This is a genomic window from Paenibacillus sp. S-38 (genome assembly GCF_049942825.1).
Taxonomy (GTDB): domain Bacteria; phylum Bacillota; class Bacilli; order Paenibacillales; family NBRC-103111; genus Paenibacillus_G.
The window spans coordinates 7669181-7686252 of the sequence record NZ_CP187970.1; the positions used below are offsets into that span (position 1 = coordinate 7669181).

At 57.5% G+C, this 17072-nt stretch carries 9 protein-coding genes and 2 tRNA genes; all 11 read right to left on the reverse strand.

The genetic code is table 11. From position 1 onward, the window contains the following. Positions 1 to 9: 9 nt before the first annotated feature. Positions 10 to 1197: a cysteine desulfurase family protein gene (locus ACP26L_RS33415; protein ID WP_426449905.1), complete on the reverse strand. Its 1188-nt coding sequence runs from the start codon at positions 1195 to 1197 to the stop codon at positions 10 to 12. Positions 1198 to 1210: 13 nt separating this feature from the next. Further along, positions 1211 to 1564: a hypothetical protein gene (locus ACP26L_RS33420; RefSeq protein WP_426449906.1), complete on the reverse strand. Its 354-nt coding sequence runs from the start codon at positions 1562 to 1564 to the stop codon at positions 1211 to 1213. A gap of 99 nt (positions 1565 to 1663) precedes the next feature. Next, positions 1664 to 2098 (reverse strand): hypothetical protein, encoded by a 435-nt coding sequence (locus ACP26L_RS33425; protein WP_426449907.1) that lies wholly within the window; start codon positions 2096 to 2098, stop codon positions 1664 to 1666. 28 nt (positions 2099 to 2126) lie between these two features. Next, a tRNA-Cys gene (locus ACP26L_RS33430) sits at positions 2127 to 2201 on the reverse strand. Positions 2202 to 2227: 26 nt separating this feature from the next. Further along, positions 2228 to 2302, reverse strand: a tRNA-Cys gene (locus ACP26L_RS33435). A 20-nt stretch (positions 2303 to 2322) separates the two neighbouring features. Then, complete coding sequence (locus ACP26L_RS33440) at positions 2323 to 2556, reverse strand: MerR family DNA-binding protein (RefSeq protein WP_426455196.1); 234 nt, start codon at positions 2554 to 2556, stop codon at positions 2323 to 2325. A gap of 7 nt (positions 2557 to 2563) precedes the next feature. Further along, positions 2564 to 2680, reverse strand: a complete 117-nt coding sequence (locus ACP26L_RS33445) for a MerR family DNA-binding transcriptional regulator (RefSeq protein ID WP_426449908.1) — start codon at positions 2678 to 2680, stop codon at positions 2564 to 2566. Positions 2681 to 2957: 277 nt separating this feature from the next. Further along, complete coding sequence (gene ltrA, locus ACP26L_RS33450; RefSeq protein ID WP_426445489.1) at positions 2958 to 4349, reverse strand: group II intron reverse transcriptase/maturase; 1392 nt, start codon at positions 4347 to 4349, stop codon at positions 2958 to 2960. 463 nt (positions 4350 to 4812) lie between these two features. Next, entirely contained in the window at positions 4813 to 13023 is an 8211-nt protein-coding gene (locus ACP26L_RS33455) for an S-layer homology domain-containing protein (RefSeq protein ID WP_426449909.1), read from the reverse strand. A 242-nt stretch (positions 13024 to 13265) separates the two neighbouring features. Beyond that, on the reverse strand, positions 13266 to 15095 hold the full coding sequence (gene glmS / locus ACP26L_RS33460; protein ID WP_426449910.1) for a glutamine--fructose-6-phosphate transaminase (isomerizing): 1830 nt from the start codon (positions 15093 to 15095) through the stop codon (positions 13266 to 13268). A 560-nt stretch (positions 15096 to 15655) separates the two neighbouring features. Beyond that, positions 15656 to 16996: a phosphoglucosamine mutase gene (gene glmM / locus ACP26L_RS33465; protein ID WP_426449911.1), complete on the reverse strand. Its 1341-nt coding sequence runs from the start codon at positions 16994 to 16996 to the stop codon at positions 15656 to 15658. Positions 16997 to 17072 lie beyond the last annotated feature (76 nt).

The following is a 17072-nucleotide window of genomic DNA, read 5'->3' on the forward strand; positions in this document are numbered from 1 at the left end:
GTCCCTTCTTCACATCGTACTTAAGCACTTCATGCTGTAAATCTTCTGCGCAATCTTCGATACCGCCCGTTCGACATCTTCATAGGAGAGGTCCGGATGCAGGCAGAACCGGATGGAGCTGTTGGCCTGCTCCTCCGTAAGGCCGATGGCCGTGAGCACATAGGAAGGCTCCAGACTGTCGGAGTTGCAGGCGGAGCCGGAGGAGACCGCCACTTCCCGAAGCCCGGTCACCAGTGTCTCCGAACTGACGCCCGGGAACTGCACATTAAGAATATGCGGGACACTTACGCAGTCGGTCGTAAGAATAAACTCATCCACCTGCTGACTCAGCACATGGATGAAGTAATCCCGCACCCTCTCGGTCGCCTCGTAGTTCTCCTGCAACTCCTCTTCCGTCATCTCGCAGGCCATGCCCAGCCCTACAATCAGCGGTGTAGGGAGAGTCCCGCTCCGCAGACGGTTCTGTCCTCCCCCGAAGAGGAGGGGCCTCATCCGTTTGGATACGGAAGCTTCCACATACAATGCTCCGACGCCTTTGGGTCCGTAGATTTTGTGCGCGGAAAGCGAGAGCGCCCCGATCCCCAGGTCCTTTACGTTCAGCTCGATCCGGCCTGCCGCCTGCACCGCATCCATATGGCAGATCACCCGGTTATCCGCGCACAAGCGGGCGATCTTCTCCACCTGCTGGATCGTGCCAATCTCGGAGTTCACGCAGGCAATGCTGACCAGCCTCGTATGTTCGTCCAGCAGCCGCTCCAGGGAATCGAGGCAGATGCGCCCGTTCCGGAGTACATCGACATACCTTATATCGATACCGCGGCGGTTCAGCTCCTTGGCGGCATCAAGACTCGACTTATGGTCGGTCGGGCAGAACACGGCATTCACCGGGCTCTTCTCATGCACATCGAATACGCCGAATATCGCCAGGTTGTTGCTCTCGGTCGCCCCTGAGGTCAGCACAATCTCATCCGGTTCCGCCCCGATGAACCGGGCGACCTTGGCCAGCGCCCCGTTCACCGCGTGCTTGGCCTTCTTGCCCAGAATGTGCTGCGAGGACGGATTCCCGAATTCCTCGCAAAAATACGCGGTCATAGCCTCTGCAATCTCCCTGCGGCAGGGCATGGTTGCGCAGTTATCCAGATAAATGACGGACACGAAGTTCCCTCCCATCGCGAATGCTTCGAAGGGGCTGCCCATGCAGCCCCTCCTCTTAAGAATAGAATACGGAGAAATTCACCATCTTCTCATAGATTTCTTCCATGCTCATCTCTCCGCTTCCGCCGGGATCCGCAATAATGATCTTCATGTCCTGCAGCCCGTACAGGTTGAGTGCAATCTCTACTCCCGTGCGAACCGGCTGGTAGCATTCGCCCGGTGCGAAGATCACCATAAGACGGTGGCCCGCTTTGTGGACTTCCGAGATCATCTCGGTCACTTCGCCTGCACAGCCTGTGATGCCGCAGCTGATCAGTGTCTTATAGTTGCCTTCTTCATCCAGGAAGGTCACTTCGGATTGGTTTGGACGGTCTTCCACCATCCGTTTCTCAAGTTTCCCCTCTTTCACCAGTTTATCGGCACTCTTTTGGAATCGGTACTTCAGCCAGGTCTCCGGGAAAGCCAGCGGATGCTTGCGGCTTGAAAGCATATGTTTCGGCCCGAACCCTTAGGCCTGCAGGAGGTCTATATAAATGGAAGGCAGTTCGGAGAAGTTTTCGTAGAATTGTGCTCGAAGGTCGGAAGCCGTCCCTTTCTCGGGTACGTACTGCCAGTCATTGATCAGAAGCAGAAACTTGATATCGGAGAACCGGTCGCGGAATTCTTTGGCAAGCTGAGCCCCTTTGCCCCAGGTATACGCCGGGAAAATTCCGACCCGGTTCGCAATCCGCTGCTTCATGAGGTCCGTTGGCTGCACCTCCATCACGCCGGGAACCAGCCCTTCTTGAGACTCGTCCAGGAACAGCATGAAGTGCCCGGCCATAATGACCAATTCCTGCCCTTCCGCTTCCGCCACTTCCTTGCGGAGCAGGGACATGAGCTCCTCTTCCGAGCCCACCAGCTGGTGATACCCTTTCTTTCTTGCTTTCTCTACCATGGCCATGGAGTTTTTCTCCTCTGGTATATAGATTTGGAGGCGGTACCTGGATTCGAACCGAGGGGTCAAGGATCTGCGGTCCTTTGCCTTGCCGCTTGGCTATACCGCCGCAGAAAACAAGACGCAGCATGAAGATGGAGGCGGTACCTGGATTCGAACCGAGGGATCAAGGATTTGCGGTCCTTCGCCTTGCCGCTTGGCTATTCCGCCATGCTGCCTGCTGCACTGCTTCAGCTGCTGTTATGCAGTTCGATCTGATGAAAGCGGGACTCCAGCCTTTCCCTGAGTTCAAGGAGCTGCTTGATTTGTATGTTCAAATCCCGAATTTTCTTTTCATACAAAGGTTTGATTTCCGTGCATAAGGCTTCTTGATACTTCAATACGCAGTTCAGGAACCCAGCGATTTGCTCAGTCGTAAATCCTAGACTGAGATAAAACTGAATGGTCTTGATCCGGTCGATGATCTCTTCATCATAGTCCCCTGTATCGGTTTTCCAGCCGGGTCGAGTGGATGAGCCCTTTTTGCTCATAGTGCCGCAGACACCTTACGCTGACGCCGGTTTTTTCCGCAAGCGCACTGATCTTCATTCGTGAATTACCTTCCTTTTGGATTTTAAACTATAACACTAGTGTCAATGTCAATACCTGTAGCTTAGACATAACGATTTCCAGTTGGAATGTATTATTATCTCTCCCCCTTTGTCAGGATTGCCTTCAAGCCCCTTCCCCTCCCTTCTCCCTCCATCATAAATCAACTTGTAAAATTTTGGTACGTCCATCTAAATAATCGAGTAGGAGGAGGCGGCTAGCCTCCGTCCTCTCACACCACCGTACATGCGGGTCCGCATACGGCGGTTCCAAAAGGTTAACAAAGTTCCGAGTAACGAGAAAGCAAACTTTTAAGCCCTTTCGCTTCCCAGTAGGAAGTCGGGAGGGCATTGTTTGTGCTACGGGACATTTCCCACGGACCTCGACGGGAGTTTGCCAACATATAGGCAGCCCAGTTCGGAACGCCGAGCGCACGTAGTTCGCGAATGCGTGTCTTCACCCGTTTCCACTGTTTCCATAGACACATGCGGAGTCTTCTCCGAATCCACTTGTCAAAGGCTTGGCAGTGCGTCTTCGCCGAGGCTAGGCGAAAATAACCTAGCCAGCCCAGCATGTACTGGTTCAGGCGCCGGATGCGTTCCTCCATCGGTACAGGCTTGGTTCGGTTCGTCAGTTCCCGGACTTTCTCTTTGAATCGCGAAATTGTCTTAGGAGCCAGCCGAATCGTCGCCTGTTTGTTCGACAGGAAACTAAAGCCTAGGAATTTGCGGTTCCATGGCCGGTCCACTGCACTTTTATCCCGGTTCACTTTCAGTTTCAGCTTTCCTTCCACAAAGCGAATCACCGATTCCATCACGCGCTCCCCGGCTCGCTTGCTGGAGACAAAGATGTTGCAGTCGTCCGCATAGCGGACAAACCGCAGTCCCCGTCTTGTCAGTTCCTTGTCCAGATCGTCCAGCAGGATGTTCGCCAGAAGCGGACTGAGCGGACCGCCCTGCGGCGTGCCTTCCGGTGTGCGCTCCAACGCTCCATGCGACATGACTCCGGCGTTCAAATAGGAGCGGATGAGCTTCAGGACACGCTTGTCCTCCACCTTCCGTGCTACTCTAGCCATGAGCATGTCATGGTTCACCCGGTCAAAGAATTTCTCCAGATCCATATCCACGACCCATCTGAGGCCGCTTTGGATATAGCTTTGTGCCTGCTTTACGGCGTCATGCGCCCGTCTTCCCGGGCGGAAACCGTAGCTGTACCCCGAGAAATGTGCATCAAAAATCGGATTCATCACTTGCAGAAGCGCCTGCTGGAGAAAACGGTCCATTACGGTCGGGATGCCAAGCAGCCGTACACCGCCTCCGGGTTTGGGGATTTCCACCCGTTTGACTGGCGCGGGTCTGTAGCTTCCCGTCAGGAGGTTGGCTTTCACCTGTTCCCAGTGGGTTTTCAGGTAAGCTTGTAGCTCGGCTACCGTTACACCATCCACTCCGGGCGCTCCTCCGTTCTGTACCACTCGCTTGTAGGCGAGCCGAAGGTTGTGCCCTTCGAGCATCTTCTCCAGCAGCCTGCTCTGGCCTTTGCGAGAGAAAAGGTCGGCTTGTGCCGGCGAAGAACTCGGCGCTCCGGCATACCCTGGCGGCTTCACCGCTTCTCTCTGCCGCGAGCTCCCTTGCGGAATATTCTGCTGTCTCTGCTCTTCACGCGAACGCACCGGTTTCCTCTCTCCTTTCGGTTCAGCCCTTCCGCTTTCCGGCGTCCCGTACTCGCGTACTATGGCCTCTGCTGACTCCTGCGGATTCAGCGCGGCTTCTCAGCCGCGGTTACGAAGTCACTTCGCGTATCCGCAGGCCTCCCCAGATAAGAACGCCATCTGTCTGCCCGCGACCACCTAAGTTTACAGCATCAGCCCTTGGCGGCTTTGGATTTCGTCTTGTCTTGGAGACTCATCCGACTGACACTGCCTCAAATTAGGTTCGTGTACCTTGGCCCGTGCATTTGCCTCCGGCTTCCTTCAGATTCCGCCTCACGGCCGACACCCTTGCCCTTGGCTAACGGTAGGCGCTCGCCAGCCCCCGTTCGGGACTCTCACCCTAGAGATGGCGCCCATGCTGGGCGTACAAAAAGCCGGGCAGGAGATTCCTCCCCTGCCCGGCTGTTCATTCATTTCCCCAGCGTTATTGTCCGTTCCCCAGCTGCAGCAGCCGCTTGATCATCACGGCAGCCTGTGCACGGGTGGCGGAGCCCTGCGGATCAAACGTATCCGCAGCGGTCCCCTGGATCAGACCGGCTTCGAGCGCAGCCGCCGCGGCAGCCTCAGCCCAAGGGGAGATGCTTCCCTGGTCTTTGAACGGCTTCAGCGCATCGGTGGTTCCCGCCTGCTGTCCTGCGGCTTCCCGCAGGTACACATTCGCCCGCCAGATCAGTACCGCCATCTGCTCGCGGGTAATCCAAGCCTGAGGAGCGAAGCGGTGATCCGCAACCCCCTGCAGCAGTCCGGCCTCCGCGGCGCTTCTAACCTCAGCCGCATACCATGCGTCCTGGGGAACATCGCTGAACCCTTGGTAGCCTGCGGTCGCTGCCGGCTTCAGATCCAGGGCCCGGACGAGCAGCGCAGCGAACTCGGCACGGGTAACCGACTGATCCGGGTTGAACGCTCCCGGAGCAGCTCCGCTGACGAGCAGCCGGCGGGCCATCCAGTCCATATCGAGTGACGCCCAGTGCCCTGTCATATCACCGAACCGGTTCGTGTAGGCCATGACAGCGTACGTGCCGGAGAAATCGGCTTCAATGGCCGATCTGCCGCCGGATCCCTGCCGCTGGTTCCATACGAAGGCCCACTTGCTGTCCGCCTCCTCGAACCGGTAGACCGCTTCCTGCCTGCTCTCCTGTACCGGCAGCTCCAAGACCACCGGATGGCCGAAGGCCAGCAGGGCAGCCTCCTGATTTTGTACCCGCTCCAGCTTGATCTTCACCGCTTGCCCGGAGAGCTGCAGTGCGTCGCTTTGTCGGGCCGCGGCTTCCAACATAACTGACTGTTCAGCGGCGGAAGCGGCGCCCATCGTGAAGTTCAGTTGCGCTCCTGCCGGCAGCTGTATTGTCTCCAGCAGGGCCGACGGGATGGAAGCCTGCAGGCCTGCCGCTTGGAAGATGACACTGGCATGGCTCTCCGTCAGCTTCGCTAGCGCGTCTGCCGAGAGCTGCAGCACGTATTCGCCTGCCTGCTCCTTCACTTCGACGGGCAGCTGCTTTTGCCCGTCCGTCCCCGTCTGCAGAGCGGAAGCAATCGCCTCGCTCCGCAGGGTAACGCGCACTCCGGTACCGCCGCTTGCGCTGGTAAACGCTTCGGTCTGCGTCAGCTCAGGCTTGGCTGGAGGAGGCGCGGATCCTCCGCCGGAGGAGTTCGAACTGCCGCCACCTCCGCTGTTATCGCCTCCGCTGCCGCTGCCCGAATCCGGCTTCCGGCCCACCGCAATCTTGTACGTCCGCTTCGTTGCGCCGTCCTCGGCGGTAACCACAACTTCGATCTGCCCCCCCGCCGGGATGGCTATCATCTTCGGCGTGCCGCTCACTGCAGCTTCACCGGCGATGCTCACACTTTTCGCCTTCGAATCTTTGGCGGTCGCCGTAACCTGCAGTTCGGTAACATTCGCCGCGGCTTCAACCGTGTACGTCTCCACAGCCGGATCAAACACCGGCGACAGGGTGCCCGGCGTGACGGTCAGTGCCGACAAGGCCGCCTCGGCTCCGAGCGGCTCCGTGACGCCCCGGACCACCTCCAGGCTGTATTCCCGCACGGTACTTCCGTCCGCCGCGGTTACCCGCACAGCGATGGAGCCGTTATCCGGGATGCGGACCGTTCTGCGCACTCCGCTTGCCGCTGCCGTTCCGTCGATCATCAGTCGGGCCGCCCCGTCTGCCAGGGATGCCGTCACATTCACGGCTTCGGCTGCTTGAGGAACCTGGACCTTGTAGGACCGAACCGATGGATCAAACGTCGGTGTCAAGGCACCTTCCTCTACAGCCAGCGCAGAGAGCGCTGCATTGCTGGATGCGCCGGAGGCATTCACTACCTTCAGCACTGCTTCTCCCGTCCCGTTGCCGGCCGCATCTGCGACCGCTCCGGCCAGGATACCGAGCTGAGCTTCGGTTCCCGGAGCCAGCGGCTCGCTCAGGGTGAGCATCACCTTCTGTTCGTAATCGGTATCCGCGGCATTCGCGGCATTCGGCTTCAACGCTCTCACAGCAGATACGATGCTGTCAGCACTGCCGTTCAGCGTGAACTTCGCTGCATCCACCGTGCCGCTGAGCTTCTCGTTGAAAGTGACGGTGAGGATGGAGCCTCCGCCCTCTACCTTCACTGCATCTGCTGCGGCGGAGGGTCCATCCTCGTCGCGCGTCCGTACTTCGAACGTGCCCGCATGGGCTTCCGTCATCCAGACCCCTGCGTAGCTCTGGAAGGCGGCGCTCACCTTCACGCTGTAGTCCCTTCCAGGCTTCAGTGCTGTCTTGGGGGTGATACGGATGGTCTTCGAGAGATCGGCACCGTCAGGATCGGCCGGATTGTCGGCCGGATCGACGAAGGAGACACTGCCTTCCAGTTGGATGCCATCCGGATCGGTCACGATTACGGCTTGTGCCGCTGCCGCTGCTTCCGTTACTTTGACATATTTGGTCAGCTCGATATCCACAACACTACCGGCAGATCCGCTCACACCGGTTACGGAGTGAACCTTGGGCGCTTCATAGGATACGAGCCCGGCATTCACTTCGGTATGCGGAGGCGGGACATCCAGCTCGGCACTCGACTGGGTCTCATAGCCGTCTTTCTCCCAAACCACCTTCCACTTGCCCTCCGGAACGTCCCAGCCGTATTTGCCCTGATCGTCCGTGTCGTGCGGATTCACCTGTTCATACGGGCCTGCGTCCCAGACCACCCATTCCTTGCTGGCCGGCTCCTGATACAGAACCGTCGCCTTCACGCCGTTCAGGCGGTTGGCGGTCACAGCCTCGTACACAAAACCACTCGGGTCGTAGATCCAGCGCAGACGGGCGATTTTCTTGCGCTTGCGCTTCTTCTTTTCGTCTTCATCTTCTTCGCGGCATTGGTTGTAGCCTGTTCCGATCGCGTCAATCTGCTCGTCAACATAGTTATCGATCTTGTCTTCGATGACGGCCGATGCGCCTGCGGCTGCAATCGCTCCCGGTCCGGTAAGCCCCATAGCTCCCGTCCATGCACCGAGCGCGACCTTCCCTATTTCGCCGCCCACAACGGCAACCAGCGCTTTACCCGCCTGCTTGACGGTGGTCGGCAGTTCCTGGATGCAGTCCATTCCGCTGGCTTCCACTTTATAAGCAATCTTATTGATTTTCTCGGCGAACTCCATGCTGTCTTCGTACTGCTTCTTGATTTTGTAGACGGTCCCGGCATCCTCGCCGCCTTCGCCGTACTGCACGTAGGTCTCGACCGAAACGTCTGCGAGTGTACCGAAGTCAGGACCTTCATCTGCAGCCAAAGCGCGGACTTTGGCTGCTAGAGCGGACTTCAGACTTCCGGGCACGCCGCTTGGGAACAGCAGCTTCATCGGCATATAGCCCGAGGAAACCGTCTTGAACCCATCGCCCGTTTCCGTTACGCTGACCGAACCGTTCAGCATCGGCAGGCCGGACCGCTGCGCAAGTTCAATTTCCTGCGGGGAAGCCGTATATTTCGCATCCGGACGAATGCTGAGCTTCTCGGTAATCTTGAAGCCCGGCAGCTGCGGGAAGGTCAGCTCCACCGTACCTGCATACTTGCCGTCCTTGAGCTCGAATGGTGCGGTGACACGGGCTTCAAAGTCGCGCATGGTCGGCGGGAGCGTCTCCCGGAGCTCATCCAGCGTCGGCTGCTTGTCGTCCAGTACAAAAGGCTTCGGCTTCAGGTCATAATCCACATAGATCGCACCGAGTGCGCCCTTATCCGTCGGAGTCAGCGCACGGAAGATGCCTCCTTCCCGAACCGCCTTCACCGGCTCCCCGGATTGGCCTTCGAGATAAATCTCGACATTCTCCACTTCATCCGGCTTGTCGAACTTCAGCTCGAACTGGAACGGATTGCCCGGAACGACGGTATACGGCTGATTCGGAATGCCCTCGCGAAGATTCAGCGTCATCCACCGGCCCTCCGGTGCCTGCGCCATCGCGAGCTCAAGCAGCTGCGGCTTCACGTTGTCATAATGAACATAAGAGACAGGGGAGTGCAGCTTCACGCCGTTCGAGTCCACTTCGGCCCGGATCGCATGGACCCCCGGATCTCCTAGGTCCGGCAGCTCCTGAACCGACAGCAGCCAGAAGCCCGTATTCGATGCCGCGGTGCTTCCGAGATGCAGCTTGCCGTCATACACGCTGACCTGGCTTCCTGCTGGAGCAACCCCGCTGAGCTTCAGCACCGGGGAACTGCTGTCCGCCGGCTTGGAGACCCGCTCCGGTGCTTCGAGCGTGACCAGCGGGGCATCCAGCAGTACGCTGCCGAGCAGCTCCTCAATCTGCTCCGCCCCCATCTTGGCCCGGATACGGGCCGATGATTTGGCCGAGCTCTTGTTGAAGGCCGGGTCTACCTTCAGCTGGAAGCTGAGGGTACCGGACTGCTTCTGCGCCACCGTACCGACCGGCAGGATGAGCGTCCCTCCGTCCAGGACCGGGTCACCCGCCAGCTGGGCGCCGCTGACCACGATGCGGCCCGCCGTATCCTTCACCGGCGTCGTTCCATCCGGAATGTCGATGAGCAGCTTCGTTTCACCGGCGTCCACGCTGCTGCTGTTTTTATAGCCGGCCCGCATCGTAACCGTCCCCCCCGGAGCGATCCGGGAGCTCAGCGCATTATAGTAATTGCCGTAATAGTTGGAGAAGAAGCTCTTGGAGCTGAATGACACGCTCCCCACCTGCAGAATCTGCCGGTCCGATACGGTAAACTGTACGGTGGCATATTCGTATGTCAAAGGACTGCCCGGCAGCGCCCCGGCAAGCTCCATGACATAAGTGCCTGCTTCCGGCACGTTAATGTTAAAGGAACCGTCCGCCTCAAAATCATTGTCGCTGAGATAGGACTCAGCCGAACGGTATCCCTGATCCTTCAGCTTGTAGAGTCCGCCAGAGATCCAGCGGTGATGGGTCTGGGCCAGTTTCCCTTGTATGCGGGCCCCTTTCTCCTCCAGGAACAGCTTGGCGGTTGCATTCCCGTCCTTATCCAGCACCACATCCGTGCAGCTGGTCATGTAAGACGGTACGCTGCCCGTAACACATACCGATACGGTATCCCCAGGCGATCCGTAGAATTGATGCGCATTCTGGAAATAACCGCTCATCCAGCCGCGTTTGGATTCAATGCGCGTCAGGAAGGCCATTTCCTCCATATTGACCGGCGGACCGAAATCCGTATCCTCGAGATATTTTAGGCGGACCTCCGTATTCACCACACCCTTGCTCGGCTGCTTCACCGGCAGATCCAGTGTCGTCGTCTGGTCTTCCGTCACCTGCACGGTAAGGGGTCCATCCGTGCCGTAAAGATACGAAGATTCAAAGACCTCGATCTTGGCTTCGCCCTTCAGCAGGGATAGGCGGTAGGCCCCCTCCAGATTCGTCCGCGCACGCCGGACCACAGGCTGCCCCTTGAACGTCTGAGTCGAGGTGATATAGGCATTGCGTACTCCTTTGCCGTCAGGTCCCTTGACGAAGCCCTCCAGCACGCCTTCACCCGGTGCCTTCAGCTTGATGACCGGCTCGTTGGTGCCCGGCTTGAGAATGACTTCCTGATTCGCGGGCTGCTCATACATCCGGTCACCGATATTCACCTTGGCCGTAACGGAATCGCCCGCCTTCAAATAATCGGTCCATGAGGTCCAGCCGTCTCCGTAGGTGGAGGAGGCATCGATATAGCTCTGGCCCGGTCCGAACAGCTGCACTTCTACGCCGCTGACCGGCTGCCCTGTCGGGTCCACCACCTGGAACCGGAGCTGGGCCGGCTGCTCAATGTTCATGCTGGCCTTGCTGCGCTTGCCGCCTTCCACTTGAACCTGCTCCAGACTGCCCCAAGTGTGACGGCCATCCGGCGAGCGCAGGGTGAAGCTGTACTCCTTGCCCGGATACAAGCCGTTCACGACATAGGCGTCTGAATTCGGAAGGAGTGCAATCTGCTGCCCATACTGACGGCTGGTCGATGTCAGCAGACTGCCTGTCAGACTGGCGCCGCTCGGATTCGCGAAGCTGAGCTCCACGGCCCCCGCCACTTGTACCGGGAATCCGGCTGCAGGCTTCTCCAGCACGGTACCGGGCTTCGCCGGATCGCTCAGTTGGACGCTCAGCGATGTTATCTGGCTGACGCCTTCGACCATCTTCCACTTGGCCGTATAGGTGCCGGCTGCGCTCTCCGTAAGCGGGATCGATTCCGTCTTCGTCTCCTGCTCCGTCTCATTCTTCCATACCATATAGGTCAGCGCAGCGGCTGCCTGTTTGCCCGGTTCGCCGTAAGAGGTTATGCCCACCATACTTCCGGGAAACGCCATGTTATAGCGCATATCCTCGACGTCCCACAGCACCCGCAGCTCGCCGGCAGGATTCTCTCCTCCGCCCGTACCCAGCTTGTAGGTCGGACCGCCATAGCTCTCGCGGTAGGCCGTGTTCACCGCTTCCACCTGAAACTCGGGCTCGTATAGCGGCAGCAGTCCCCCGGCGGTAAACGTATTGCTGCCCGCCCCCCGGTACTCCACATAACCGATGTTTTTGCCGTCTTGGTAGATGTGATACCCGAGAATGCCTGACGCGTCCATGGCGTCCGGCCAGCTCAGCGTAACGCTGTCGTTCGTGCGGTTCGACGGCTCCAGCTTGCTGCCTGCCGGCCATACCGGGGCTTCGCCCTTCTCTGCAATGAAGATTCCCGGGAAAGGCGTCCCTTCACTTCCACCGCTATAAGAGTAGTAATAATCCGAGAGATAGACAACGAGCTTGCCCCCATCACCCACGATTGGAAATTGGCTTGGGCTCAGGAGCTGGTAGGGTGCCTGGGGCACCGTTACCGGATAAGCCGTCTGGGACGCTGCTTCCGCGACATACGCCTGCTCCGGAATATCATTCTCATCATCGTTGTCATAGTCGTCATCCGTATCCTCCACCCATTCATAATCCAGGTGGAAGCCCACGTAGCGGCCGTCCCTGCTGATGGAAGGACTCATGCTGTCGCGGTTGAAAGGAATACCTCCCTCCGCCAAGGAAACCCGCTTGGTTGTCGATGTATTGCGGTTATATACAAAAATGTCCTTCACTTCGTTCGTATCGCCCGTATCCAAATTCTCTGCCGTGGATTCATAAGCAATGACCGAGCCGTCGGCACTGATCGACGGCAGGGTGCTGTGCCCCTCGCCTGCAGCTCCGCCCGGCCCGATGCTGACCAGCTGCGGCCTGGCACTGCTGTCTTCACGGTCATATACATAAACCTGGGTGTGACCGTATGTATCCTTTTCCATGAACTTCGAATCGCTGTGGAAAGCGATGTAACGCCCGTCCGAGCTGATGGTCGGGGCCTCGCTGTCGCCGTAGTCGTATTCGCCCATCTCCGGATGCGTGCTGATCCGCTTGGTTACGGCCGTCTCCCGGTCATACACGAAGACGTCCCGCAGATCGTCGTTATCCTCCGGTACGATGCCAGGTGCATCCGAATCGAACGCCACATAGCGTCCGTTTGCACTGAGGGCCACCCGGTCCGTACCGTCACGGGAGTCCGAACTGCCCTCCACCGTCGTCAGCGGTGTCAGGTTGCGGGTTTCCCGGTCGAACAGATAGACCTTCGTCTTCTTTTCCCTCCAGTCCTCCGTGTATCTCATATACGAGAAAGCCACATATCTGGCATCGCCGCTCATGTCAAAATATACTACTTCATCGTTCTGCGAATGATTGGGAGGAGACTGGATATCATCCATGGCCCCTGTCTTACGGTCATAGATGGTAATGACCTTGTTCACATGGGCAGGCTCCTCGGTGACCAGCTCAAAGCGTTTGAATGCAACGTACCGCCCGTCCGCACTCATTTTCAGCACCTGGTCTTCCGGGTGATAGATCGATGGAATCTTACTGCGGTCGATCTTCGTCAGCAGATTCCAGGACAGCGGTTCCCCGGCCGCCACCGGCTGTGGAGCCAAAGGCATCGGCTGCGGGGCCAGGGGCACCGGCGATGGGACTGTCATGCCCCCTTCAGGCCCGTAGACCGCGTTCATAACGGTATCCGCTGTGATCACGTCGGCCGGACCCGGCACCTCAGGTCCTGCAGCCAGTGCTGCACCCCAATCGCCAAGGACCATGGTGGCGGCCAGCAGCAGTGCGGTTCCCCTCTTCCATATCCTGCTTCGTTTTCGTTTCATTCTGTACATCCCCCGTCGCCTCAATACTCACGTATCGAAAAGTTTACCATGTGTATCAGTGTAAACGGGATGACTCTTGTCTCGATAGTGACACCGGTAATTGAGATGGTCACTACTTTCTGATGACACAGGTCACTAGACCCATTCGATCTTTTGTCCTTTCCAAAAAGAAAAAGCTGAGCAGATGTCAGAAAAAGCATCCTGACCTGCTCAGCTTTGAAATATAATTATTGAGTTGTTTACTACTCTACCGTAACACTCTTCGCCAGGTTGCGCGGCTTGTCGACATCATTGCCGCGGGCCAGCGATGCGTAGTAGGACAGCAGCTGCAGTGGAATAACCGACAGTGCAGGAGTCAACAGCGGCTGCGTACCCGGAATGGCGTACACTTGATCGACGACTTTCGCCAGCTCGGTTTCGCCTTCATGATGGATGCCGAACACATGTGCACCGCGTGCCGTCACTTCTTTAATGTTGCTGACGGTCTTCTCGAAGAGATCTTCCTGCGTAGCAAGGGCGATCACCGGAACGCCTTCTTCGATCAATGCCAGCGTACCGTGTTTAAGTTCTCCGGCTGCATAAGCTTCGGAGTGGATGTACGAAATCTCCTTCAGCTTCAGCGAGCCTTCCAGGGCAACGGCATAATCCAGACCGCGGCCGATGAAGAACAGGTTGTCATGCGTGGAGATCTGCTCCGCAACTTCTTTAATGGCTTCTGCGCCTTCCAGAATCTTCTCAACCTTCTGAGGCAGTTCCTGAAGACCTGCAATCACTTCAGCGATATAGGCTTCACTCTTCGTCTCCAGCGTCTGGGCCAGGTACAGGCCAAGCAGATAGAACGCGATGAGCTGGGAAGTGTAAGCCTTCGTGGAAGCTACGGCAATCTCCGGACCTGCCCATGTAACGATCACGTCGTCCGCTTCACGGGAAACGGAGCTGCCTACCACGTTCGTGATGGCAAGTACGCGGGCGCCGCATTTCTTCGCTTCACGCAGAGCAGCGAGCGTGTCTGCCGTCTCGCCCGATTGGCTGACCACGATCACGAGCGTCTCAGGCGTAATGATTGGCGAGCGGTAGCGGTACTCGGAAGCCACGTCGGTTTCCACCGGGATGCGGGCCAGCTGTTCGATGACCGTCTTGCCGACAAGGCCGGCGTGGAATGCCGTTCCGCAGGCTACGATGTGAACCTGGCGGATGCTGCGGATCTGTTCAGGCGTCATGCCGATTTCAGGCAGCACAACCTTTTTGCCGGATGCATCGATCCTCGCTCCCATGGTATCACGGTACGCCTTAGGCTGCTCGTGGATCTCCTTCAGCATGAAGTGATCGAATCCGCCTTTTTCCGCCGTAACAATATCCCAATCGACATGGAATAATTCCCGGGAAATAAAATTCCCCTCGAGTGTCATTAATTCGACACCCTCACGTGTCAGAACCGCCATTTCGCCGTCGTTCAGGATGTAGACATTGCGCGTGTACTCCAGAATGGCCGGAATATCCGATCCGATGAAATTCTCGCCCTCACCGACACCAATGATCAGAGGGCTCGCAAGACGGACGGCAACCAGTTTATCCGGCTCGAACTCTGTCAGTACGCCCAGCGCGAAAGCCCCTTTCATGCGGGATACGGCTTTCTGCACGGCTTTGACAATATCGCCTTCGTATAAGGATGCGATCAGGTGGGAGATGACTTCCGTGTCGGTCTCCGATACGAACACATGCCCTTGAGCGGCCAATTCTTCCTTTAAGGAAATATAGTTCTCAATAATTCCGTTATGCACTACGGAGAATTTATGGGAATTGTCCGTGTGCGGATGGGAGTTCACGTCCGACGGCTTGCCGTGCGTTGCCCAGCGGGTATGACCGATCCCGATCGTTCCGCTCAGCGGTGCTTCTTCCAGCTTCGACTCCAGTACAGCCAGACGGCCCTTGGACTTCTTCACTTGAAGACCTTCGGTCGTGTAGACGGCCACACCCGCCGAATCGTAACCGCGGTATTCTAGTTTCTTCAAGCCTTCGATCAATATATTCTGGGATTCGCGCTTCCCGATATAACCAACAATTCCGCACATATGATAGTACCCTCCTGATTGTAAAAAGCTCAATAATACCCACAATGCTTGCTCATGCTGTATGCTCACAGCTGCCGATCCCCGTCGAATTCTTGTCGGCCCGGTCGCCCGGACGTTTTGCACTTCGACTTATACGGAATGGATCGCTCCCGGAAGGCCCCCGCCGAATGTTTCGAACACCTTCACCTCGTCAACTGGTCTGTCAATTCCTGCAGCCGATGAATTCCTGCGTCGTCTAGGAGATAAGTTGGAGTCCCTCTCTTACGGGTTAGTACCGTAGAAGCAGACTCGAAGACCGATACGCAGCAAAAAACGCACCCAGGACAAAAGACAGATCCAGTTCTGGCGCTTGTCGAACCGAAGAACCCCGATCCTCCTTTCTATATCTGAGTAAAAAGACATATCCCCATCTTATTCATTTTGCATGCGATGTGCAACTGATATTTTCACCATGATTTCATGATGCTATCCCAATAACACAGCTCCCCCCAGTATAGGCAAAAAATCCCCGGAAGCCTTGCCGCTCCGGGGATTTCCCGCTTGTCAGCATCTTGTATGCCTTATACCAGCTCGCGCTCGATGACCTCGGCGATCGATTTCACATACGCTTCCACTTGGGAGGCATCAGGGCCTTCGGCCATGACGCGGATCAGCGATTCGGTGCCGGATGGACGGACGAGTACCCGGCCGTTGTCGCCAAGCTCTTCTTCCACCTGGCGGATTGCCGCTTCCACAGCCGCATTGTCCTTCAGTTTGCTCTTATCGACTACGCGCACATTCACAAGCGTTTGAGGGTACTTTCGCATGATCCCTTTGAGCTCGCTGAGGCTCTTGCCCGATTGCACCAAGGTATCCATCACTTGCAGCGCCGTCAGAATGCCGTCTCCCGTCGTGTTGTAATCGAGGAAGATGACATGTCCCGACTGCTCTCCGCCGAGATTATAACCGCCGCGGCGCATCTCTTCCATCACGTAACGGTCGCCTACCGCGGTCTTGGCTGCCTTGAGTCCAACCGCTTCGATGCCCTTAAAGAAGCCGATGTTGCTCATTACCGTCGTAACGATGGTGCTCTCCTTCAGCTTGCCGGCCTGATTCAACGCGTGGCCGCAGATGCTGAGGAGGTAGTCGCCGTCGACTTCCTCGCCTTTCTCATCAATTGCAATGAGACGGTCCGCATCCCCGTCGAACGCCAGACCAATGTGGGCACCGCTTTCCACGACGAGCTTCTGCAGGTTCTCCGGATGAGTCGACCCGCAGTGGTCGTTGATATTGCGGCCGTTCGGCTCCGCACCGATGGTAATCACTTCGGCACCCAGCGCTTCGAATACTTTCGGGGCGAGCTCATAGGCCGCACCGTTGGCACAGTCCAGCGCGATGCGGAAGCCTTGAAAGGACGACTTTACCGTGGATTGAATATAGTCGAGATATTGGAATTTCGCCTGCTCGTTCACGGTCACGGTCCCAATCTCTCCGCCGACCGGGCGGGGCAGTTCGTCTTTCTCCGCGTCCATCAGGCGTTCGATCTCCAGTTCCGTCTCGTCGGACAGCTTGTAACCGTCAGCGCCGAAGAACTTGATTCCGTTATCCTCTACGGGGTTATGAGACGCAGAGATCATCACACCCGCATCCGCCTTCAGCAGACGTGTCAGATAAGCGACGCCCGGTGTCGAAATAACGCCGAGCCGAACGACATTGGCTCCGATCGACAGCAGTCCCGCGACCAGCGAGGCTTCCAGCATCGGACCTGAGATCCGGGTGTCCTGCCCGATCAGCACCACCGGCTTCTCTACCTGTCCTGCCAGCACATAGCCGCCGCAGCGGCCGATTTGATAAGCGAGCTCCGGAGTCAGTCCCTGGTTTGCGACCCCGCGGACTCCGTCCGTTCCAAAATATTTCCCCATAACGCTTTTGTCTCTCCCTCTGTAGACCATCACTTCAATGGATCATCTTCACGTTTTCTGTATACGATGTTACCTG

What these genes read in the sequence shown, in the direction of transcription:
- ACP26L_RS33415 (WP_426449905.1), bottom strand. Translation starts at nt 1,197, where the DNA reads ATGGGCAGCCCCTTCGAAGCATTCGCGATGGGAGGGAACTTCGTGTCC.
- ACP26L_RS33425 (WP_426449907.1), bottom strand. Translation starts at nt 2,098, where the DNA reads ATGGCCATGGTAGAGAAAGCAAGAAAGAAAGGGTATCACCAGCTGGTG.
- ACP26L_RS33445 (WP_426449908.1), bottom strand. Translation starts at nt 2,680, where the DNA reads ATGAAGATCAGTGCGCTTGCGGAAAAAACCGGCGTCAGCGTAAGGTGT.
- ACP26L_RS33455 (WP_426449909.1), bottom strand. Translation starts at nt 13,023, where the DNA reads ATGAAACGAAAACGAAGCAGGATATGGAAGAGGGGAACCGCACTGCTG.
- glmS (WP_426449910.1), bottom strand. Translation starts at nt 15,095, where the DNA reads ATGTGCGGAATTGTTGGTTATATCGGGAAGCGCGAATCCCAGAATATA.
- glmM (WP_426449911.1), bottom strand. Translation starts at nt 16,996, where the DNA reads ATGGGGAAATATTTTGGAACGGACGGAGTCCGCGGGGTCGCAAACCAG.